Origin of the sequence: Roseivirga seohaensis, assembly GCF_001592945.1 — a bacterium.
GTDB lineage: Bacteria > Bacteroidota > Bacteroidia > Cytophagales > Cyclobacteriaceae > Roseivirga > Roseivirga seohaensis.
The window spans coordinates 221,146-243,579 of the sequence record NZ_LRPB01000047.1 but is presented as its reverse complement, the minus strand read 5'-3'; the positions used below and the strand labels follow the sequence as shown (position 1 = coordinate 243,579).

The window sequence follows — 22,434 nt, the reverse complement described above, 5'->3', positions numbered from 1 at the left end:
ATGCATAACAACTAACAATACGTAGGGCTACGTATTGTTAGTTGTTACATACTTTCAAATTGATTTTATAGCGACTATATCACTCGCTCCTCAGTGCTTTAACAGGGTTACTTGTAGCGGTTTTTACCGATTGAAAACCTACGGTGAGCCAAGCAATAACGGTAACGAGAATAACGGGGATTAAAAACAGCAAGGGATTATTAATGTTAATTTGATAGGCAAATGTGGCCAACCAATCTTGCATAATCCAGTAGCCAGTTGGAATGGCAATTAAGGAGCCAATAGCTACTAGTTTAGTGAAATCTGATACCACAAGCATGGTTAAGCTTTTAACGGATGCTCCAATTACTTTTCTTACCGCTATCTCTTTTCTTCTTCTTTCTAAGGTAAATGCTGCCAAAGCGAAAAGTCCTAAACAGGCAATGGCAATGGCCAAGCCAGACGAAACAGTAAATAGCTTTCCAAATCTTCGTTCTTCTTCATAAAGTGAATTGAAAGAGTCATCAAGGAAAACAAAATCAAAGGGTTCATCTTGTACCATGGCATTCCATTCAGACTCCACTTGTTTCACGGTTTCCCCGAAATTACCTGTTACTTTAAGCGATAAGTAATTGCCTCCGTACCAGTCAGCTTCCATCCTTCCGTCTTCAAACATTCTTCTCAAGATTAAAGGCTCAATAGATCGTTTTAAACTCTCATAATTAAAATCTTTCACTACACCTATAATCGTATAATCTTCACCATCGCCCCTAGAAACCTTTTTGCCTATCACATTTTCAAAGCCCAACTCCTTTTTTGCACTTTCATTAATTACTGCCACAGCGGAATCGGATGCCAATTCATTGGAATAGAAACGGCCCTCTACCAGTTGTAAGCCCATGGTTTCCAAAAAATCATCGGTGGTAAACATATTCATCAGGTTGAAATGTCGAGGATTGTCTTCCATTGTTGAATACCCCCAGTCTGCTATACTGCTCGAAACATATTGATTGGTAAGTGTAAGCGATTCGATATTTGGTTTTTGAAGTAGCTGATTTTTAAAAGCAGATAGCTTTTCTCTTAAGAGGCCTGTATTTTTAACTACCATAATTTGCTCAGGCTGAAAACCTAGCTTCTGCTGCCCCATAAACCTAAGCTGAGAAAAAACAATCATAGTGCTAATGATTAAGAAAATAGAAATAGCAAACTGAAATGCTACCAATCCCTTTCTCAAAAACACATTACCACCACCTGCTTTGTTTTCTCCTTTTAATGCCCTAAGTGGGTTAAAGCCAGAAAGGTAAAATGCTGGATAACTGCCTGCTAAAAGTCCAACTACGAGTACTAAACTAAACAATAAAAGCAGCGTACTTGGTGCTAATAAATCCGTATAACTAAAATTTCGATTTGCCAATTCATTAAAACCACCTAGAACTATGCTAGCCAGCCCCATGGAGAGAATCATGGCTAAAACACTAATCATCATAGACTCTACCAAAAATTGATAGACCAACTGATTGCGCCTAGAACCCAATACCTTACGCATGCCAACCTCTTTGGAACGGGCAGCGGAGCGTGCTGTAGAAAGATTCATAAAATTGATGCTGGCAATTAACAGAATGAAAACGGCCACGGCAGAAAATATGTAGACATTGTTAATATTCCCTTGCGAACCTAAAGCCATATGCGGGTAATACAAGTGAAGGTCTTTCATGGGTTTTAAAGTGAAAGTTCCTTGTCTACCACCTTCAGCCAAATACTCTTCATAGTTTGTGTGCCCTGTGTATTTCACCAAATCCGGACCAACATATTTGGCAACGAAATCAGGATACTTGGCTTCTACGGATTCGGGTGTAGCACCCGCTACCAGTTTGGCATAGGTAAAGAAGTTATTTCCCGTCCAGTTGCCTACCGTAATCCAGCTTTCGTGCGGGAATGATTCAATAAAGTTATAATGGAAATGAGTGTTCTTTGGTGGATCGGCCACCACCCCTGTAACCTTAAGCGAATTACCGTTAACAGTAACCAACTGTCCATAGGCCTCTTGTTTAGGGAAAAGCTTGCTAGCTAAGCCTTCAGTCAATACTATTGAATTTGGCTCAGTCAATGCTTTATCGGGGTTTCCTTCTACAAATTTTACAGTGAAAATTTTATGAAAAGTAGAATCGGCTGAAAAGCCTTCTTGTTCTTTAAATATCTGATTATTGACTTTAAAAGTCTGATCGTATGGGCCTGACAAACGAACAACCTCTTCGATTTCAGGGAAATCCATTTTGGATTGAGCACCAAGTCGAGCTGGTGTGTACTGACCGCTCTGATTATTGGCAATTCGGTAAACACGGTCTACATCTTTATGAAAATTATCGTAGCTAAGCTCGTTAGTAATGTAGAGCATAATGAGCAAGCAGGCCGCTAAACCTAGTGAAAGCCCTGAAATGTTGATTATGGAAAAAAACTTTTGGCGGACCAAACTCCTGACCGAGATTTTAAAATAGTTTTTGAACATGGCAATGTTGTTTAATGAGTTAATATCTTCTAGACCTTTGATATATTTTGGACGGAAGAACCGAAGTACATCCCATCCGAATTTGCGTTTTGCTACCTTTAAACCGTCTGTTTCGACCCTTTTATAAAACAGTTCATAGGCATCCCCTTCAATGATTTCCCTCACACGTGGCTTACAATACAATTGAAGAAACCAAAGCGCCCAGCGTGGTGGATGGTGATCAAATTGAGGCATATTGATTCAGACCAAAATCTATATTTGGTATTTGTTCGTGCAGTCGGTTGCGCTGTTCGCGCACAAAATTGAGGGCCTTATTTCCTGCAACGGTCACTGTAAAAAATCGCTTTCTCCTACCTCCTCTTTCATTGGTGGCTCCTCCAACTTCAGACTTCAAAAAACCTTTACTTTCCAATCTATCTAAAGCCGAATGCACAGCACTGATATTGATCTTACGCTCAGTTTGCACCTCAATTTCTTCCATCACACTAATGCCATAGGCATTGTCGTTCAGAATGGCTACAATAAGTAAAACCAGTTCTTCGAACTCCCCTAGGTTAATTCTCTGCATCTGTTTTTTATTAGTTTCACAATAGTAAATGAAATACATATGTTTCACTATTGCAAATGAAATAAAAACAGAGTTTACTGAAACGGAATATTTGTGTAGTGAATTGGGCGTTTGATATCAGTCAACAGTCGATTGACTATTGACTATTGACTATTGACTATTGACTATTGACTAAATTTAAAATTCAGTATCCCCTATTCAGATCGACTTGGTGCAGTAATGGTGTTTCGTTAACTAACCTTTCGATGTTTTCTTTTAGAAGGTTTAAAGCCGATTCTGGTGAGGTTACGCTGGCCACATGAGGGGTAACCGTTATCTTATTGTGTGCCCAAAATGGATGGTCATTTGGAAGTGGTTCTTGGTGAAAAACATCTAACATAGCACCAGAAAGGCGATTTTCATCAATAAGTTTTATTAGGTCATTATCTACTAAATGATTACCTCGGGCTACATTAATCAAGTAACAACCTTTTGGCGTTTTGCTGAGCAGTTCATAGTTCAAAATACCAACCGTTTTGGGAGTGATGGGCAGTAAATTGACCAAAACATCTAGTTCAGAAAGGAATGTATCGAGCTGATTTTCATCATAACACTTCACTCCTTCAATCTGCTTTTGAGTTCTAGAATAGCCTGAAACCTCAAAACCAGCCGCATAAAGTTGTTTAGCCAAATGTCCACCAAGTTCTCCAAGCCCCATTACCCCTACTCGGAGTTTATTGTAGGTAATGCGTTCCCAGTGAGACTTTTGTTGGTTCTGCTGAAGCAATCTGAAATTTCTTTGATGCATGATTACGCTCATCATCACATAATTGGTCATGTCGGTAGTTAAGTTCGGATCTACAATTCGGGTGATGGGAATATTTCTTGGAATTTGAGGGTCCGTCATTAAATGATCTACCCCTGCCCCGAGCGAGCTGATCCATTTTAAGTTGGGCAGTTTTTCAATTACTCCTTCAGCCAAAGGCTTCCAAACAAAAAGTGCTTGTACATTACTCAAATCTTCTTCCGTAGGCCAAACATGAATTTTACCTACCAATTCCGACTGGCTTAATCCTTCAATCCACGCTTTTGGATCCCATACTGAAGTTGAAAGTAGAATGTCTATTTTTTGCTTACCCATTTTGAATCTTTAATGTAAAATCGCCAAGGTTTCAATGCGTCTTCTTCGGCATAATCCACCCCTATTCGTGTAGTTGAAATTATTTGCTCTTCGGAAACTTCGGCTTGGTCTTCAATCCATATTTCATTTTCCAAAAGGCTAAGTCCATTATGCGTTTTAGTATCTAAACCCAAAGCCTTACCTACATTTCCTGGGCCCGAAGTTAATGCTTTGGTCAACTTATCAAACCCTCTTCTTTCAAGCATTGTATCAATTCCTTCGATCGGTTCAAACGCCCTAATCAAAACTGCATCGCCCTGCCCTTCTACATTCGTTACAACATTAATCATATGATGAATTCCATAACAGAGATAGACATAAGCATGGCCTCCAGCTCCATACATCACTTCAGTTCGAGCAGTACGCAGTCCGTTATTTGCATGGCAGGCTTTATCGTTTCTGCCAGAGTACGCTTCAACTTCGGTGATAAAACCAGCAGTAATCACGCTATTAAAGTTGGTAACAAGCTTTTTGCCCAAAAGCTTCTTAGCTAAAACATCTACATTATTCCTTTCGTAAAAGCTCCGAGTTAATTGCATTAAATGAAATATTACTGACCAAACACTACCGAAATCCTTTGCATCGAACTTATTATACTGAACCTAAAACAAGAAATTCAGTTTAGAGTAATGAATCAAAATTCGATTTTAAAAATTTACCACTAAATTTATACCTATGAAAAGAACACTGACCTTAATTGTAATGCTTGGCCTTTTTGTTTTTACTCAAAATGCCTTTGCTCAAAGAGTTGCTGCTAGCCCATTGGTTACAGTAAAACAAATGATTGGAACTACCGAAATGGAATTGGTGTATAGCCGCCCTAGCCTTGATGGAAGAGATGTAAACGAATTGGTAAATAAATTAAACAATGGTGTGTGGCGTACTGGAGCCGACATGAATACTATTATTGGTTTTGATAAAGACGTAATGATTAACGGTAAACCGATTAAAGCTGGACGCTACTCATTATGGACTGTGCCTGGTGACACTACTTGGAAAATTATTATTAGCAGCATTACTGATAAATGGGGAACGGCTTATGACAACTCTGGTGATGTATTAAGCTTCTTTGTTCCGGTAACTAAAACTTCTAACAACGTTGAGACTTTTGTGATCAACCTTACTGATTTCGATAAAAACTCTAAAGACAAAGGAAATATCGAATTAGCTTGGGGAAATCTTTCTGTGAAATTCCCGATAAAAGTGAACAACTAATTCGCACAGAAAAAAGTATAAGATAAGGTCGACCAAAATGGTTCGACCTTTTTTTATACCCAATTGAACTTAATTAAGGGAAAACGGATTGCTGAACTGTTACAGAGTAATCCTTTATATTTGAACCGCACAAACACAAAACAACATGAGAAAATATTCATTTGTACTAACTGCACTATTAATTAGTGTAATGGCCATAGCCCAAATTAAAATGCCTCCTGCCAGCCCAACTTTTGAGCTGAAAGGCACCGTAGGTTTGGCAGAAGTAAAAGTAGTCTATTCTAGACCCAGCGCCCGTGGCCGACAAGTGGCAGGTGCATTGATTCCTTACAATGAAGTATGGAGAACAGGTGCTAATGCTTCAACAAAAATTACTTTTAGTGAAAACGTAAAATTAAATGGCAACCCTGTGCCTGCTGGCACCTATGCTCTTTATACAATATTTACAGAAGAAGTAGCTACTATTATTTTGAGCAAAAACCTTACTTGGTGGGGCGCTATTGGTTATGACAAAAAGGACGATCTTTTAAGATTTGATGTGCCCGTAAAACACCCAAGCAGCATGTACGAAACCTTTACTATTAGCTTTTCAGACTTTACGATGAACTCTGCCAACTTTAACATGAAGTGGGAACATACTAAAGCAATGTTCACGATCGAATCAGATGTGGACAGCAAAGTAATGGCAGATATAAAAGCCCAAGTAATCGACAAAAAACCTTCTGATGCTGGTGTATACTTTCAAGCTGCTGGTTATTATTATGACACAAATCGTGATCCTCAATTGGCTTTAGAGTGGGTAAACAAGGCCATAGCAGGTAGCGCAGATGAGCAATATTGGGTAATTCACCTCAAAGCCAAATTACAAGCCAGATTAGGAATGAATAAAGAAGCCATTGCTTCGGCTCAAAAATCAATGGCACTGGCCAAAACTGGTGGAAACCCTGATTATGTTAGGTTGAACGAGAAGTTGATTGCTTCGTTAAAGTAAGATTACTATAGCTGAAAAATACAGAAAGAGGTTGCCAAAACGGCACCCTCTTTTTTCTTTTTATGGGCTTGAATTGAAATAAGAAATCAGTCAAAATATTCTGCACCTGACAGTAAGGCTTACCTTTCAGTCCACTAAACAAAAAGTCTGACAAAAACATATCCTTGTCATTGCCTGAATACCTTATTCTAGATAAACAACTGACAAAAACCTGACAAAACTTCACGTTTAGCGATTGGCACATTTAATGCAAATGGGCTCCTCGACAAATTGTTTTAACACTTAACTATTTATAGAAAATGTCAAAAGTAAACATCACTCCATTAGCCGACAGAGTTCTAGTAGAACCTGCCGCTGCTGAAGAAAAAACTGCTTCTGGTTTAATCATTCCTGACACTGCGAAAGAAAAACCACAAAAAGGTATTGTAGTAGCAGCTGGAGCTGGAAAAAAAGATGAGCCTTTAACTGTAAAAGTTGGCGACACTGTATTGTACGGTAAATATGCTGGCACTGAGATTTCAGTAGAAGGTAAAGACTACTTAATCATGAGAGAGTCTGACATTTTTGCAATTGTTTAATCAAATCAGAAATTAAAAATCTAAAATAAAATGGCTAAAGAATTATTCTTTCGTAATGACGCTAGAGATCAGCTGAAAAAAGGTGTTGACACCTTGGCAGATGCTGTAAAAGTAACATTGGGTCCAAAAGGTAGAAACGTAATCATCGACAAAAAATTCGGTGCCCCTACTGTAACTAAGGATGGTGTTTCTGTAGCAAAAGAAATCGAGCTAAAAGAGCCAATCGAAAATATGGGTGCTCAGTTGGTTAAAGAAGTTGCTTCTAAAACTGCTGATAGCGCTGGTGACGGTACTACTACTGCCACTGTTCTTGCTCAATCAATCTTCAACATTGGTATTAAAAATGTTGCCGCTGGTGCAAACCCAATGGACTTGAAAAGAGGTATCGACAAAGCAGTTTCTGCAGTAGTTGCTAACCTTCAAAGTCAATCAAAATCAATCCAGAACTCTAACGAAATCAAGCAAGTAGCTACCATTTCTGCCAATAACGATGAGGAAATCGGGCAAATGATTGCTGATGCGATGGACAAAGTTGGTAAAGACGGTGTAATTACTGTTGAAGAAGCCAGAGGTACTGAAACTGAAGTAAAAACTGTAGAAGGTATGCAGTTTGACAGAGGTTACCTTTCTCCATACTTCGCAACCAACACAGAGAAAATGGAAGTAGAGATGGATAATCCATACATCTTGATCTACGACAAAAAAATCTCTTCAATGAAGGAGTTACTTCCAATCCTTGAGCCAGTAGCTCAGAGCGGAAAGCCTTTATTGATTATTTCTGAAGATGTAGATGGCGAAGCCCTTGCAACTTTAGTTGTAAACAAAATCAGAGGTTCTCTAAAAATTGCTGCGGTTAAAGCTCCTGGCTTTGGCGACAGAAGAAAAGCAATGTTGGAAGACCTTGCCATCTTAACTGGTGGAACTTTAATTTCTGAAGAAAGAGGTTATAAGTTAGAAAACGCTACCATGGAGTACCTAGGTACTGCTGAAAAAGTAAATATCGACAAAGACAACACTACCATTGTAAATGGTGCAGGTTCTGAAGCCGATATCAAAGCTAGAGTAGCGCAAATCCAACAGCAAATTGAAAACACTACTTCTGATTATGACAAAGAGAAATTGCAAGAAAGACTTGCGAAACTTTCTGGCGGTGTAGCCATCCTTTACATTGGAGCTGCTACTGAAGTAGAAATGAAAGAGAAAAAAGACAGAGTTGACGATGCATTGCACGCAACCAGAGCAGCCGTACAAGAAGGTGTAGTTGCTGGTGGTGGTGTAGCGCTTATCAGAGCAGCTGCTGCTTTAGATAGCGTAGAAACCGACAACGAAGACCAAGCTACTGGTGTTAACATCATCAGAATAGCAATTGAATCTCCGTTAAGAACAATTGTTGCCAACTGTGGTGGTGAAGGTTCTGTGGTAGTAAACGAAGTGAAAAACGGTAAAGCGGATTACGGTTACAACGCTCGTACTGAAAAGTATGAAAACCTAATTGCTGCGGGTGTAATTGACCCAACTAAAGTAACTCGTTTAGCACTTGAAAATGCTGCTTCTATTGCTGCACTTCTATTGACTACTGAATGCGTAATTGCAGAAGAAGTTGAAGAAGGTGGCGGAATGCCAATGCCTCCAATGGGCGGTGGAATGGGCGGCATGATGTAATCGCGAAGCGATTAGTATTAAGTCCTTAGTACCTAGTACTTAGAAATATGGAGAGCCTGATTCGAAAGAGTCAGGCTCTTTTGTGTTTAGGCCTACACTCATATGCTATTCTATTGCTTACAATGGATGGATTGATACCACTGTCGCAGGTTCTCCGAACCTGTGACCATCAATTGATAAAGGACTCTGTCCTTAAAGTGTATTGAAAGTAATATAGTTTTTTAGACCCTTCGTAACCTCAGGGAAAGAAAATCAGCTGCGCACGATTAATTACATTCCGCATAAGAGAATCACGACCTCTGTATTACTGAAAAAGATCCCTACGGGGATGACTGGAGAGCAAACGTAGCTGCTAAAGCTAAGTCAGTGGCACAAACTCTACTAATCTTCGTTTGCAACGAAGATTTAATGCAAAGCCCTTAAAGCAAAGCCACTGTCGTAGCTTTCTAAACCTGTGACTAACTATTACTACTTTAATAAGCGAATTGTATTATCAAATAAATTCTCATCTGATCGAGTGCCGAATGGATCGATAGAAACATGTGTTGGCAGTTGGTCGACAATCAACTTGAATTGCTTTTGCGTTTGATTGACCTGATGAGGTGCCAAATAAATAATCGACTCTTCATTACTAACATTTTCAGGTGATGCTGTAAAAAGGCCTATTGAAATAGGTTCGTCCATGGTTATTTGTTCTGAAGCACCATTTTCTTGAGTATGAAAACGTTTAGCGTTTATGGTTAACGAAACCTCATACTTACCAGATTCCAGTTGTTGATATTCCGCCTCTTCCACAGATAAATCGTAGGTGATTACTTTCTTGAACCAATCGTCAATCAGCGCATGATATTGATTAGGAGTTACTTTGTACAGTTCATCCAGCAAAACCAAGGTATTTACTGAATAATCATAATCAGCTCTTTGCCGATCAGTAATCGTTTTTAGCACCTGATTTACAGCCTCCTCTCCTATTAAATCTATCAAGGCCAACATCACCGTTAAATTCTTCCCGTAGCCAATATAACTCTCTCCCAATTGTTTATAAATAGGCGGTTCAGGCTCACTAGCAAAAGACCTTCCTTGAAAATAGCGTCTGTTAGCGTTTTCAGCCAAGTTCCAAACCGAACCTTTTCCGTAGCGTTTCTCCATTATTATAGCCTCGGTGTATTTGGCTAAGCCTTCTACGAAAAAACTTGCTCCCTCTCCTCTATTGGGCGATAATATATGTCCCCACCATTGATGCGCCACTTCGTGAATGGTTCGTTTTGCTACAATATCGAAGCCATTTGGATCACGAATATCAGCTAGGTAAAGCCTATCTTCCACCATACTGATAAGGCCAGGGTGAGCGTAGCCTCCAAAACTCCAATGGGCAGGCACTTCTGCAATGCGGATGTAGTCAAACGGATATGCACCAAAATTTTCGATGCAGTAATCTAGCGTTAACTCAGTGCTTTCAGTAATGCGATCAATATTATAGCTATGGCTAGGGTGATAGTATTGTTCGATGGAAACACCATTGTGTTCGTCCTTCTTTATGGCAAAGTCAGCAGAGAAATAACCTATAGCTGGCAAAATTGCTAAAGTGGCTTTATAGTGAAAATAGTTTCTATTGTCAGCAGTCCACTGATTGATTAAGTTGCCAGAAGAAACAGCGGTTTGGTTGGCTTCTGTTGAAATCACAGTTTCAAAAGTGGCCCTGTCTAATTTGTTGCCATAAACTTCTAAGTGATCTTCAATTGATGCCTCTCGCTCCTTTTTTGGTAAACCTCTCTTTTCACGCTCAAAATTATTAGCAATTTCACTACCAACATTATAACCAAAACTAGGGTAAAAGGCATTGAAGGAAAGGTATGTACCATTCTTTACTACCGAATTATTTACTTCATAGCCTTTTATTCGCTTATTAATTTCATAAGTCATCTCTACCTCTTCTTCAGGCTGAATTGGCTGTTTAAATTCAAAAAGATAAGTTCCAGTCAGGCTATCATACTCCACCAAATTTGCACCTTCAATTTGAATATTAGCCATTTGTTCTTTCTCTTGAACAAGCATTTCAGAAATAGATTTTGAGCTTTCATTCTTCAAAATCTCATTTGCTCTTAGGTCATAACTTTGTTCATTCGGATACAAGTCCAATTCCGTTTTCAGTGCTATCCGGTTTAATGTTGCTAAGCCGTGAAATTGCTTGAATTTACGCTCATAGCGTTCTTGTGTATTAAGGTAGTCGTCTATACTTCTGTACTCCGACAGCACATTAGTGTTATAATAAATAAGGCTTCCTGAACTCAAAAATAAAACGCCAAAGACACTTACCGCAGTAAGCTGACTTTTCCTCCAACTACTAGTAAATTTTTGAACTTGAGATCTAAAATCTAAATTCGCTCCTCTTTTCAGAATCTTGAACGAAATAAGAGCCAAAATTCCACCCAACGAAAACCAATACATGGTAAGGTGATAAAAAGCCTTTGTGTTCTGAGCAAAGCCATTCATCTCGGTATAACTGGGTAATGGAATAAAACCTAAACGCAACAACGGATGCTGAATACCAATGGAAGGGCCTGCAAAATTGAGCAGGGCAATAGCGAGCACCGTCAGCCCCATGCCCAAGTATTTATTAGGAATTATAGATTGGAGAAATAGTGCAAATAAGCTGTAAAGCACAAAGGGTGCTCCATTATAGTAATACAAAGAAGCATACAATGGCCAATTGAATTCATAGAATCCTGTTGAGATTTGAAAAACCACTGACATTAATATGGCCGAAGAAATCAGAATAATGGGCAGCAGTAGTAAGCTTACCCATTTGGACAAGAATAAGGCAATATTTGAAACCGGTGTAACATCTAGAATTCCTTCGAATTTGTAATCCCTGCTTCTATTGGCTAGTTCGCCACTATAAAAAACAATGAGAAGTAGAGCAAAAATTTCGAGCGGCTGTAAAAAATTGTTAATCAAAATGTTCGAGGTAGCATAAAGGCTATCGTGGTATTCACCGCCTCCTTGAATTCTTGAAACAAATTCTGAAATTACAATAAAAAGCCAAGCTAAAATGATGACCCAAAAAGGGAGACTTTTAAAAGTAGCCCTCATATCTGATTCTATTAATGAAGTAAATGCCAACCGTCTTCCCTTAGCATTAAGGTTAATATCAATAGGGCGATAAGTTGTTTTACACACCTTAGTCCTTACTGCCTTCTTTTCCTTCTTCAGCCTTTGATTGACCATTTTGAACGAGAAGAATTTATAGCTAAGCGCTAATATGCCAAAACCAAAAAGCACCCAAATCAATCTATTCTGTAATAAAAATCCTGAAAGCGATAGTAATTCGGTGTTCTTTTCAAAAGGAGTCCAAAACTGAGTTTGTTGAAAAAATGCAGCAATTCCGAATGGATCAAGCAAAGCAGCTATCATCATTCCACTTTCTGTGGGTGGAATAGATTGTGCAATCAAAGGTGAGTTGAGCACAATAGAACAGACAATATAGAGTACGTAAATGCTAGTGGCACCTAAATAGGTGGCTATGTTATTCTTGGTTAATAGTGCCACCGAAAAAAGGATTGCCGAAACGATAAAAGTATTCGGCAAAATAAAGATAACCCAAGGCCACAAATAGGCCATGAGATTGAAGTCTGATAAACGATCTGGATCAAGACCAGGAGACTGCGTACCAATTAAAAAGCCAATAAAGAATGGGGAAAATGTCAATAGTCCAAATAGAAAAACTCCAAAAAATCGACTTACAAAAAACTGAAATTTGGTGATGGAAGTAGTGAATATAATACTGTCCATTTTATACCTTAAATCACGTAATAGTCCGCTAATGGCGAAAAACATGATAATGAATACCGTGCCCAGCGACATAAATGAAGTATAGTAACTAATTTGATGTGCCGAGTTAAAGTTAACGTTGGCTGGAGCAAAATTCTGCTTGCCTATCATAAGGCCATACAACAAGAAAATAATAGAAAGGCCAATAAGTGCTCGTTGTTTTCGCTGATAAAAGACCTCGAATTTCAATAAATCAATAATCATAGCAATATCAGTTTGAGGCGTTTTTTGCTTTTTGGATAGATGCGAAATAGACATCTTCTAAATCAGGGATCTGTTGCTCAAAACCGACTGCAGGGCAAGAATCAGCCAAAACGCGTATCTGGGTTTGTCCAGAAACCAATTTAGTAGAGATCACATTGTACTGCGTTTTGTATTCAGAAAGCTCGGTTCTAGGAATAGATTTCGTCCAGATTTTATTGTTCAATTCAGCGACCAGTTTCATTGGGCTGCCTTCTTTTACAATTGCCCCTTCTGAAAGAATGGCCATTTTGGGGCAGAGGTCATATACATCTTCAACAATGTGGGTAGACAGAATAACGATTACGTTCTCTCCTATTTCGCTAAGCAAATTTAAGAAGCGATTTCGCTCTTCAGGGTCAAGACCAGCGGTAGGTTCATCCACAATAATCAACTGAGGATTTCCAAGTAATGCCTGTGCAATGCCAAATCGTTGACGCATTCCCCCAGAATAAGTATGTACCGATTTTTTTCTGTGCTGATATAAATTGGTTTGTTGTAAAAGCGCTGTTACCTGCTCCTTCCTTTCCGCCTTGTTTGATAGCCCTTTCAATACCGCAATATGATTGATCAATTGCTCGGCAGAGACTTTTGGGTACACTCCAAACTCTTGTGGTAAATAACCCAGCTTACTCCTCACCTCTTCAGGTTGAGCAATAATATCAACATCATTAAACTTAATAATGCCTGCCGAAGGCTCTTGCAACGAAGCGATGGTTCGCATTAAAGATGATTTACCTGCTCCGTTTGAGCCAAGCAAACCAAACATTCCGTTGGTGATAGTGAGCGATACATTGTTTAAGGCTTTAACACCGTTTGAGTAAGTTTTAGAAAGCTGTTGTATGCTAAGCGTGTTCATAGTCGGTACGAGTTAATTTTTCAATTTCTCGAACCTAATTGCAATGAAAAAACTGTACAATTAAAGATGACGATCGCATCTAATTCCATGTCAAACCCTTACCAGCTATGATCAATTACGGTTGGACATAAAAAACACAGCGTTCATATGGCTTTTGTTAGTGTATGTCCAAATTGCTTGTTGCATATTGAGGGAATGGTATTTTTGAACAATGATGGCTTTTCTTAAAAAATACAGCGGCTTTCTTATTGGCTTGGCAATCTTATTGGTGCTGACCCAAATACTTTCTAGTCTTAAGTTAATTTTGATTGATCCCGATGAATGGTTAACCAATACACTGTTCTTTGTTTTTTGGTGGCTAGTCTTTTCTTTCCCCATTTATAAATACAAATACATTCTTCAACATAAGTTGGTGGCCTATAAAGTACTAGGGCTTTCTGTTTGCCTTATTTTAATGGTAGTCATCGACAGCTATTTCAATATTCCAGATAACCCTGGAACCATCTTCTTGTTAGTTACTTTATGGCTTGGTTTGTTTTACCTGTTTATACCCAAGTTTTTTACTAAATATCAGCGTTATATTATTGGAGCGTACGCTATTATTTTGGTCTATTTCTTTTACGTGCGTCTGTCGGCAATCAGTTTTGAAGATTATGTGAGCAATGACAAAGAAACAGCCTTTGCTCTCTTCTTTTTGCCAATTCCTTTCTTGATTTTAGTATGGGTTTATGATCAGTGGAAATGGTTGAAAACACTCAAGGCCGATAAGTCAAAAGCGGAATTGGAGTTGCTCAAAACCCAAATCAACCCACATTTTTTCTTCAATACACTGAATAATCTCTATTCCCTTACGGTGAAACATTCGGATAAAGCACCTGAGGTAATTCTGAAGCTTTCGGATATGATGCGCTATACCATTTATGAAGGGAAAAAGGAATTTGTGCCGCTTCGCGAAGAAGTGACTTATTTGGAAAACTACATTGAACTACACAAAATCAGGTACCAGAAAAAGGTCAATATTGAGTTCAGTCATAGTATTGAGCAAGAAGTTAAGGTAGCTCCCCTTTTGTTTATTATTCTGTTAGAAAACGCTCTCAAACATGGTGTTGAATCCTTGGCTGATTCGGCTTATGTGAGAATGGATTTGAGCAGTTCCAACAACAATATCCATTTCAAAATCGAAAATAATTACGAACCGATGGAAATCAACGAAGCTGAAGGCATTGGATTAGAGAACCTAAAGCGTAGATTAGAATTGATTTATCCCAAAACCCACGAACTGAACATCCATAAAACAGCCAGCACCTTTGCTGTAGATTTAAAAATAAGCCTCCAATGATAAAATACATTATTGTTGACGATGAACCATTAGCGCACGAACTAATTGAAGAGTTTTGTGATATGCTACCCCATTTAAAACTGGAAAAGAACTGCTACAACGCCATGGAAGCCATTCAGTTTTTAAACAGCAAATCTGTAGACCTTATTTTTCTAGACTTGAACATGCCCAAACTAAAAGGCTTTGATTTTCTACGAACACTTAGCGACCCACCAGCCGTAATTGTCACTACAGCCTACAAAGAATTTGCCTTAGAAGGTTATGAGCTTAATATAGCCGATTACTTACTCAAGCCTTTCAGTTTCGACCGATTAGTAAAGGCGGTAAATAAGGCCATTGGCACAAAAACACCTTCTAAACAGTCAGAATCAACACCGACCAATCGCGGTCGTTTCTTTATCAAAGGAGACAAAAAGTATCATCAAATCTCGTCTGAGGATATCTTGTTTGTGGAAGCCTATGGCAATTACAGCAAACTGTATTTTGAAAAAGAAGTGATTATTAGTCACGAAAACATTTCGTATTACGAAGAGCTGCTTGACGAAAATGAATTTCTACGCGTACATAAATCCTTTATTGTGGCTTTAGACAAAATCAACCTGATTGAAGGCAACAGAATCAAGATTGGCCAGAAAGAAGTGCCTATTGGGCAAACGTATAAGAGTGCAGTTGGAAAACTTTATAAATAGTTTAAAAAATGGCAATACTCCTTTTTCGGTACAAGCCCTAAACCCTCTTTAGTAGTAGGCATTTGTGTAAGTATTGGCTCATATTTGAATAGACAAATCACTATCCGATTTTAAATTTTATTTAAATCACTTTTCACCAAATTTTTCAAACCATGTCATTAGTCATAAACACAATCGTAGCAATCCCAAATAACAAAACAGTTGCTATTCAATATATTGCCATTGGAGACAAAGTAGAAACCTTTAATTATTCTACACAAAGCGGTCTTTCTAAAGGCAATCCATTAATAGTCAAAATGTCTAATGGCACTGGTAACACTCCCATTTCTCAGAATATGATAAATATTAGATTCGGGAATAACTCAAGCCTTATTTGCTCTCCAGATCAGAAAATATTAACAGAAAATGGAAAGCTGAAAATGGCAAAACACTTCATGCCCAATGACAACATATTTTTAGCAGATGGATCAACCACAAAAATAGAGATGGTAGTGATGGGTAATTATCAAGAAGGCATTCATATGATTTCCACCTCATTGAATCCAACTACTTCACTGAAACATGGTAATCTATTCTGCGCCAATGGCATTATTGTAGCAGACTATGCTTTAAACCTAGGAGAACCAGATAATGATGAACTTACAGGCTTGAATCCCGAGTAGAGAATCACCCTATATAAAACCCTTTAACCAACCCCTCAAACCAACATTACTTTTTAATTTTCAAATCAACTATTTTTGCAGAATTGGTGTTAGCCTAATTCAGAATTCAAATTAATGGCGAAAAGAGTAGTGGTAGGCCTTTCGGGCGGTGTAGATTCAAGCGTTACAGCACATCTGTTGATAGAGCAAGGTTATGAGGTAATCGGCATGTTTATGCGCAATTGGGTAGACGATTCGGTGATTATTTCAGAAGAATGCCCTTGGGTAGAAGACAGTAATGATGCTTTGGCCGTAGCCGAAAAGCTCGGAATTCCTTTCCATGTAATCGATTTGAGTGAGCAATACAAAGAACGTATCGTAGATTATATGTTTGCTGAATACGAAAAAGGCCGCACTCCCAACCCAGACATTCTTTGCAACCGCGAAGTGAAATTCGACATTTTCTTAAAAGCTGCCATGAAGCTTAAGGCAGATTTTGTAGCTACCGGACATTACTGTCAAAAGGAAACTATTGTTGAAAATGGAAAAGAAATTCATCGCCTATTAGCTGGCGCAGATGCTAATAAAGATCAGTCGTATTTCTTATGTCAACTGAACCAAGATCAGTTGGCCAAGGCGCTCTTCCCTATTGGGCATTTACAAAAACCCCAAGTGAGGGCTATTGCCAAAGAGGCAGACTTAATTACAGCCGACAAAAAAGATTCACAAGGTCTTTGCTTTATTGGCAAGGTAAGATTACCTGATTTTCTACAGCAACAACTGGCTCCTAAAAAAGGGGAAATACGCGAATTAGAAGCAGATGCGGTTAATTTCAGTTCCTTTCTTGAAAAAGACGTGTTTCATTTTGACACAAAACTAGAAGAGCTCAAACACCACACAAAACCTTACGAATATACTCCAACAGACGGAAAAAAAATTGGCGAACACAATGGAGCGCATTATTTTACTATTGGTCAGCGTAAGGGTTTGGCTGTTGGCGGAACGCCAGAGCCACTCTTTGTAATTCATAAAGACACCAAGCAAAATGTTATCTATACTGGTCAAGGAGAAAACCATCCTGGATTATTAAGAAAGGGGTTATTTGTTCCAGCCAATGCAGTGCATTGGGTACGTCCAGACATGGCATTAAAAACAGGTGAATCGAAAGTTTACGATGCTAGAATTCGATATAGACAACCCTTAGAAAAGGCAGAGTTGTTTATGGAGGCTGATGGCCTTTATATCATTTTTGAGGAATATCAGAAAGGAATTGCATCAGGTCAGTTTGTAGCTTGGTATGACAAGAATGAGTTAATAGGCTCTGGCGAGATTCAGTAGTTTTATGTTAGATTCTAGACACTAGATATTAGATATTAAAAGATAAACACTAAACTGCTAAGGGTTAAGATATAATTGGCCAAAATAAAACCCCATTCAACTTTCGTTCAATGGGGTTTTGTATTTCTAGCTTAAGAAGCCTTAAACGTCAACCTTAGCGTATTTCGCATTCTTTTCAATAAAGTCTCTACGAGGTGGTACTTCATCGCCCATAAGCATTGAAAACAAGTGATCGGCCTCAACTGCCGATTCAACCGTTACACGTTTCATACTTCTAGTTTCTGGATCCATCGTAGTTTCCCAAAGTTGCTCTGGGTTCATCTCTCCCAAACCTTTATAACGCTGAATACTTACAGAATCTTCTTTTCCTGATTCTCCAGCCATTTCCTTGGTAATCTGAGCTCGCTGTTGCTCATCCCAGCAATAACGCTGATCTTTCCCTTTTTTGAGTAAGTACAAAGGAGGAAGCGCAATATACAAGTACCCAGCATCAATCAATGGTCTCATATATCTAAAGAAGAAAGTCAGAATCAAGGTACGAATGTGGCTACCATCAATATCCGCATCCGTCATGATTACGATTTTGTGGTAACGCAATTTCGATAAGTTTAACGCCTTATCATCTTCTTCTGTACCAAAAGAAACACCTAATGCCGTTATTATATTCTTAATCTCGTCATTATCATAAATCTTATGTTCTTGTGCTTTCTCTACATTAAGAATTTTACCTCTCAATGGAAGAATAGCCTGAAAGTTTCTATCTCTACCTTGTTTGGCCGAACCACCCGCAGAATCTCCCTCAACAAGGTATAATTCGCAAAGTGCAGGATCTTTCTCAGAGCAATCGGCAAGTTTACCAGGCAAACCAGTACCAGAAAGTACATTCTTTCTTTGTACCATTTCACGGGCTTTTCTGGCTGCATGACGTGCTTGCGCAGCCAGGATTACCTTTTGAACAATGGTTTTAGCCGCTTTAGGGTTTTCTTCTAAGTAATATTGAAGGGTTTCGCCCACAGCAGACTCAACAGCCCCCATTACATCATTATTACCAAGCTTAGTCTTAGTTTGGCCCTCAAACTGAGGTTCTGCCACTTTTACAGAAATAATTGCCGTAAGACCTTCTCTAAAGTCATCTCCGGTAATGTCTATTTTAATTTTATCAAGCAGACCAGATTTATCTGCGTAAGATTTCAATGTTCGTGTTAATGCTCTTCTAAATCCAGAAACGTGAGTTCCACCTTCAATGGTGTTAATATTGTTTACATAAGAAACTACATTTTCAGCATAAGATGAGTTATAACTCATGGCTACCTGAACAGGTACTTCACCCCTAATATTTTCGATATAAATTGGCTCTTCAATCAGTTTTTCACGGGTAGCGTCTAAATACTCCACAAACTCTTTCAAACCACCTTCTGAATGAAATACTTCGCCAAGGAAGTTACCATCATCATCTTTTTCTCTCTTATCGGTTAGAGTAATTGTAATGCCCGCATTTAGGAAAGAGAGTTCTCTCAACCTTCCTGCTACAGTTTCATACTTATATTCTAGAACTGTAAAAATATCACCATCTGGCTTAAAGTGAACAGTAGTACCGGTTCTATCCGATTTACCAATCTCTTTAACAGGGTACTTAGGAATCCCTATTGAATATTCTTGTTGAAATTTTGATCCACCGCGCTCAACCGTCACAAGCATCATAGATGAAAGTGCGTTTACGCAGGATACACCCACACCGTGAAGACCTCCAGACACTTTGTAAGTATCCTTATCGAACTTACCACCAGCGTGAAGTACCGTCATTACTACTTCTAGTGCCGACCTTCCTTCTTTTTCGTGCATATCGGTCGGAATTCCCCTACCGTTATCTGTTACAACTACTGAATTGTCTTCTTCGATGGTTACTGTAATGGTATCGCAATGGCCTGCTAAGGCTTCATCGATAGAGTTATCTACTACTTCCCAAATCATATGGTGAAGTCCTTTAACCCCAATATCTCCAATATACATGGCTGGCCGCTTTCTAACCGCCTCTAAACCCTCTAAAACCTGAATGTTAACCGCTGAATATTCTTGATTCTTTTTCTCTTCGCTCATTGTGAATAAAAACTGTTAAAAAAGGAGGTTACGGTCGGTTTCAGAATTAAATCCAAAGGACAATAGACCGCCCTCATACAACGTACGAAGATACGTAAAATAACTTAGAAATTGCCCACAGAAAGCATCACTAAAGTACAGGCTTCTTCACAAATTATACCTTGGGCTTCGGCCAGCTTTTTAAGTTCCTGATTTTCAGTTCCGGGATTGAAAATTATGCGTTTTGGCTTTAATGAAAGGATATAGTTGTACCACTCAATTTGGCGTTGCGGATTGATGTAGAGTGTAATGGTATCTACCTCATCTATTTGAGGTTGATCACGAATATTCAAAATTGATTTACCCAAAACTTGCCCTTCGCTAATACCTATAGGAATAAATTCATGGCCGTAGTTTTTAAGTCTTTCTGCTGCCATAAATGCGTAATTGTTCGTTTTTGGATTACTTCCAATGATTACTGTTTTTTTCACTTAACTATAATTAACGATTGACATGAAACTAAATGAATAACTTTGCGATTGCAATGTGAGTATAGCATACTCGTTTAGGCTTCGAACATCCAAAAGATTTATGAGAGTTCCATTAGTAGTAATATCAATATTTATTTCCACCCTCACTTTCGCTAGTGATTCACTTTTGTTCAACGAAATTAAGAATGAAAAAGATTGGCAAAAGGTAGTTGAATTGGCGAAAGCGCAGAACAAACTTTTGTTTGTAGATGCCTATGCCGACTGGTGTGCATACTGTCATCAATTAGATGAAGAAGTATACACTAATAATCAGGTAATCAAATACTTTAACAACAATTTTATTAATGTAAAATTTGATACGGAATCTGAATATGGTGCTCAATTAGCCAATATTTTTGGCGTATCAAGCTTGCCTACGTTATTCTTTATTACCGAAGATCAAGAAATCTTTGACACCATTTTAGGTTTTATTCCTGCCCCCGCCCTTATGGCCTATGGGCAAAGGGCTGTAGATGATTTCGCTCAACTTCCCATTCTAGAAAAGAAATATGACGACTTAATTGCTACCAATGAAGAAAAGCTTGAATTGATCCGAATTCTTGAAAATAAAGACTTTGAGCGTGCTGCCGAGATAGCAAAAGACTACATCAGTCAATTGAAGCTTGTAGACTACCTAGAGAATGTAGAAAACCTATGGTTGGTATCTAGATTTGAAAACCACTTAAGCTCTGCCCCCTATGGCTACATGACAACCCATAAGAGCGAGATTATTGAAGCGCATGGTATAGACGAATATGAAGACTACTTTAAAACAATCTACAACGACAACCTTCAGCTTGCTATAAAATATGGTGACGAAAACCTGCTGTATCAGTTGATTCGCGAAGTATTGCCTGAATTTCTTCCAGAAGTAGAAATTCCTGAAGCAGCCTTTATTACTAAAAAACTATACTTTGGACAGCGTAGAAATTATCAAAAATATCAGTTTGAAGTAAACAGCTATATGAATAATCATGTGGCTGCAGATTCAAAAGTTGATTTTCTATTTAGTAATGGGCTCGAAATTATCGAAGACCAAGAAGATGTTGCCATGCTTCAATTTGCGGCCAATTTACTTACCCAAGCCACAGCAATAAACCCAACTCACTTTGAAGCCGCTGCCCTATTGGGTTACGCTAAAGGTTTATTGGGCGATTATGATGTAGCCATTGCGCAAATTGAAAAAGCCAAAACCATTGCGCAAAATGATGAACAAAGAGAAATGGCAGATAGCCTAATTCTTGCCGTACAGCAGATGAAGGGAAGTTAGGATAACCCATTACCCTGCTACTTTAATCCGGTAGCCTCGCTTACAGAACGTCTCTATCGTGTATTTTTTCCACCATTGAATTCACCAATAATAAAAATGAAAACACTAGGCTTAATCGGGGGAACTTCTTGGCATTCCACAGTAGAGTATTATCGAGATATTAATCAGGCGGTGAACGAGCACTTTGGCGATAATACCAACCCTCCTTTAGTGCTTTACAATCTGAATCAATCTTTAATTCACCAATACCAACGAGAAGGTAATTGGGCAGCAATTGCTGATATGATTATTGATGCAGGTAAACGACTTCAACTTGCAGGAGCAGAAGCGCTTATGTGCTGCGCAAATACACCTCATAAAGTATTCGATACAGTAAACGAAACTCTTGAAGTCGCAATGCTGCATATTGCTGATGCCACAGCCCAAGCCATCAAAAGAAAAGGCATTAACAAAGTCTGTTTTATTGGAACGAAGTTCACCATGGAAGAGGATTTTATTACCGGTAGAATTGGACAGTCTGGTATTGAAGTACTCGTTCCTGAAATGCCAGAAGTGATTGAAGAACTGCATTGGATTATCCAGAAAGAACTGACTTTTGGTCGGATCGAAGAATCATCTAAGCAATATGTATTGGACACCATCAATAAAATGATTTCGCAGGGTGCTGAAGGTGTTATTCTAGGTTGTACAGAATTCCCTTTAATGATTTCTGAAAGTGATCTAAACGTTCCCATTTTTAATACTACCCATATCCATTCTCAGGCAGCAGTAGATTTTATTTTAGGAAAAGATTGATCATAGCTCTATTTAATTAGCCAACCCTCCAAAAGTTCTCATTCATAGTTCAGGGGGTAATTAATTACTGATGAAATAGAATCTTCAACTTTTGGAGGGTTATACCAACTAATATTCGTTTCAAACGAAGATTTAAGTAAACCCCTCTAATCCTCGATTACAACGAGG

At 38.6% G+C, this 22,434-nt stretch carries 18 protein-coding genes; 10 read left to right on the top strand and 8 right to left on the bottom strand.

Annotated elements, in window-relative coordinates:
* Positions 1-79 precede the first annotated feature (79 nt).
* The 4 genes from AWW67_RS14455 to AWW67_RS14440 form a co-directional block, all read right to left on the bottom strand.
* Complete coding sequence (locus tag AWW67_RS14455; protein WP_062302608.1) at positions 80-2,719, bottom strand: ABC transporter permease; 2,640 nt, start codon at positions 2,717-2,719, stop codon at positions 80-82.
* Positions 2,706-3,053, bottom strand: a complete 348-nt coding sequence (locus AWW67_RS14450; RefSeq protein ID WP_053222099.1) for a helix-turn-helix transcriptional regulator — start codon at positions 3,051-3,053, stop codon at positions 2,706-2,708. The genes AWW67_RS14455 and AWW67_RS14450 overlap by 14 nt, the downstream gene beginning before the upstream one ends.
* A 184-nt stretch (positions 3,054-3,237) precedes the next feature.
* On the bottom strand, positions 3,238-4,173 hold the full coding sequence (locus tag AWW67_RS14445; protein ID WP_062302606.1) for a 2-hydroxyacid dehydrogenase: 936 nt from the start codon (positions 4,171-4,173) through the stop codon (positions 3,238-3,240).
* On the bottom strand, positions 4,155-4,751 hold the full coding sequence (locus AWW67_RS14440; RefSeq protein ID WP_062302605.1) for a DNA-3-methyladenine glycosylase: 597 nt from the start codon (positions 4,749-4,751) through the stop codon (positions 4,155-4,157). The genes AWW67_RS14445 and AWW67_RS14440 overlap by 19 nt, the downstream gene beginning before the upstream one ends.
* Positions 4,752-4,887: 136 nt before the next feature.
* On the opposite strand from AWW67_RS14440, the gene AWW67_RS14435 reads away from it, so the two are divergent.
* The 4 genes from AWW67_RS14435 to groL all read left to right on the top strand — a co-directional run bounded on the left by AWW67_RS14435 (position 4,888) and on the right by groL (position 8,658).
* Entirely contained in the window at positions 4,888-5,427 is a 540-nt protein-coding gene (locus AWW67_RS14435) for a DUF2911 domain-containing protein (protein ID WP_062302603.1), read from the top strand.
* A 145-nt stretch (positions 5,428-5,572) separates the two neighbouring features.
* Positions 5,573-6,418, top strand: coding sequence for a DUF2911 domain-containing protein (locus AWW67_RS14430; RefSeq protein WP_062302602.1), 846 nt, complete (start codon positions 5,573-5,575; stop codon positions 6,416-6,418).
* 299 nt (positions 6,419-6,717) lie between these two features.
* Positions 6,718-6,996 (top strand): co-chaperone GroES, encoded by a 279-nt coding sequence (locus AWW67_RS14425; RefSeq protein WP_053222081.1) that lies wholly within the window; start codon positions 6,718-6,720, stop codon positions 6,994-6,996.
* Positions 6,997-7,026: 30 nt separating this feature from the next.
* On the top strand, positions 7,027-8,658 hold the full coding sequence (gene groL, locus AWW67_RS14420) for a chaperonin GroEL (protein ID WP_053222080.1): 1,632 nt from the start codon (positions 7,027-7,029) through the stop codon (positions 8,656-8,658).
* 468 nt (positions 8,659-9,126) lie between these two features.
* Here groL and AWW67_RS14415 read toward each other — a convergent pair whose 3' ends face one another.
* On the bottom strand, positions 9,127-12,693 hold the full coding sequence (locus tag AWW67_RS14415; RefSeq protein WP_071387148.1) for an ABC transporter permease/M1 family aminopeptidase: 3,567 nt from the start codon (positions 12,691-12,693) through the stop codon (positions 9,127-9,129).
* Positions 12,694-12,700: 7 nt separating this feature from the next.
* Entirely contained in the window at positions 12,701-13,588 is an 888-nt protein-coding gene (locus AWW67_RS14410) for an ABC transporter ATP-binding protein (RefSeq protein WP_062302599.1), read from the bottom strand.
* Positions 13,589-13,799: 211 nt separating this feature from the next.
* Between AWW67_RS14410 and AWW67_RS14405 the strand changes: the two genes are divergently transcribed.
* From AWW67_RS14405 to mnmA, 4 genes are all read left to right on the top strand, one after another.
* Positions 13,800-14,927 (top strand): sensor histidine kinase, encoded by a 1,128-nt coding sequence (locus AWW67_RS14405; protein ID WP_062302598.1) that lies wholly within the window; start codon positions 13,800-13,802, stop codon positions 14,925-14,927.
* Positions 14,924-15,616 carry a LytR/AlgR family response regulator transcription factor gene (locus AWW67_RS14400; RefSeq protein WP_062302596.1) on the top strand — a complete coding sequence of 231 codons (693 nt, stop codon included), beginning with the start codon at positions 14,924-14,926 and terminating at the stop codon, positions 15,614-15,616. The genes AWW67_RS14405 and AWW67_RS14400 overlap by 4 nt, the downstream gene beginning before the upstream one ends.
* A gap of 152 nt (positions 15,617-15,768) precedes the next feature.
* The gene (locus AWW67_RS14395; RefSeq protein WP_062302595.1) at positions 15,769-16,278 is read left to right on the top strand and encodes a hypothetical protein; all 510 of its coding nucleotides are present in this window, start codon (positions 15,769-15,771) and stop codon (positions 16,276-16,278) included.
* A 114-nt stretch (positions 16,279-16,392) separates the two neighbouring features.
* Positions 16,393-17,595, top strand: a complete 1,203-nt coding sequence (gene mnmA / locus AWW67_RS14390; protein ID WP_062302593.1) for a tRNA 2-thiouridine(34) synthase MnmA — start codon at positions 16,393-16,395, stop codon at positions 17,593-17,595.
* A gap of 141 nt (positions 17,596-17,736) precedes the next feature.
* Here the strand turns inward: mnmA and gyrB are convergent, their stop codons facing one another.
* Positions 17,737-19,692, bottom strand: a complete 1,956-nt coding sequence (gene gyrB, locus AWW67_RS14385) for a DNA topoisomerase (ATP-hydrolyzing) subunit B (protein ID WP_062302592.1) — start codon at positions 19,690-19,692, stop codon at positions 17,737-17,739.
* Positions 19,693-19,796: 104 nt separating this feature from the next.
* Positions 19,797-20,162 carry a CoA-binding protein gene (locus tag AWW67_RS14380; protein ID WP_062302590.1) on the bottom strand — a complete coding sequence of 122 codons (366 nt, stop codon included), beginning with the start codon at positions 20,160-20,162 and terminating at the stop codon, positions 19,797-19,799.
* A 100-nt stretch (positions 20,163-20,262) separates the two neighbouring features.
* Between AWW67_RS14380 and AWW67_RS14375 the strand changes: the two genes are divergently transcribed.
* Together AWW67_RS14375 and AWW67_RS14370 are read left to right on the top strand one after the other, a co-directional pair.
* Positions 20,263-21,471 (top strand): thioredoxin fold domain-containing protein, encoded by a 1,209-nt coding sequence (locus tag AWW67_RS14375; protein ID WP_062302589.1) that lies wholly within the window; start codon positions 20,263-20,265, stop codon positions 21,469-21,471.
* A 96-nt stretch (positions 21,472-21,567) separates the two neighbouring features.
* Positions 21,568-22,266, top strand: coding sequence for an aspartate/glutamate racemase family protein (locus AWW67_RS14370; protein WP_062302588.1), 699 nt, complete (start codon positions 21,568-21,570; stop codon positions 22,264-22,266).
* Positions 22,267-22,434 lie beyond the last annotated feature (168 nt).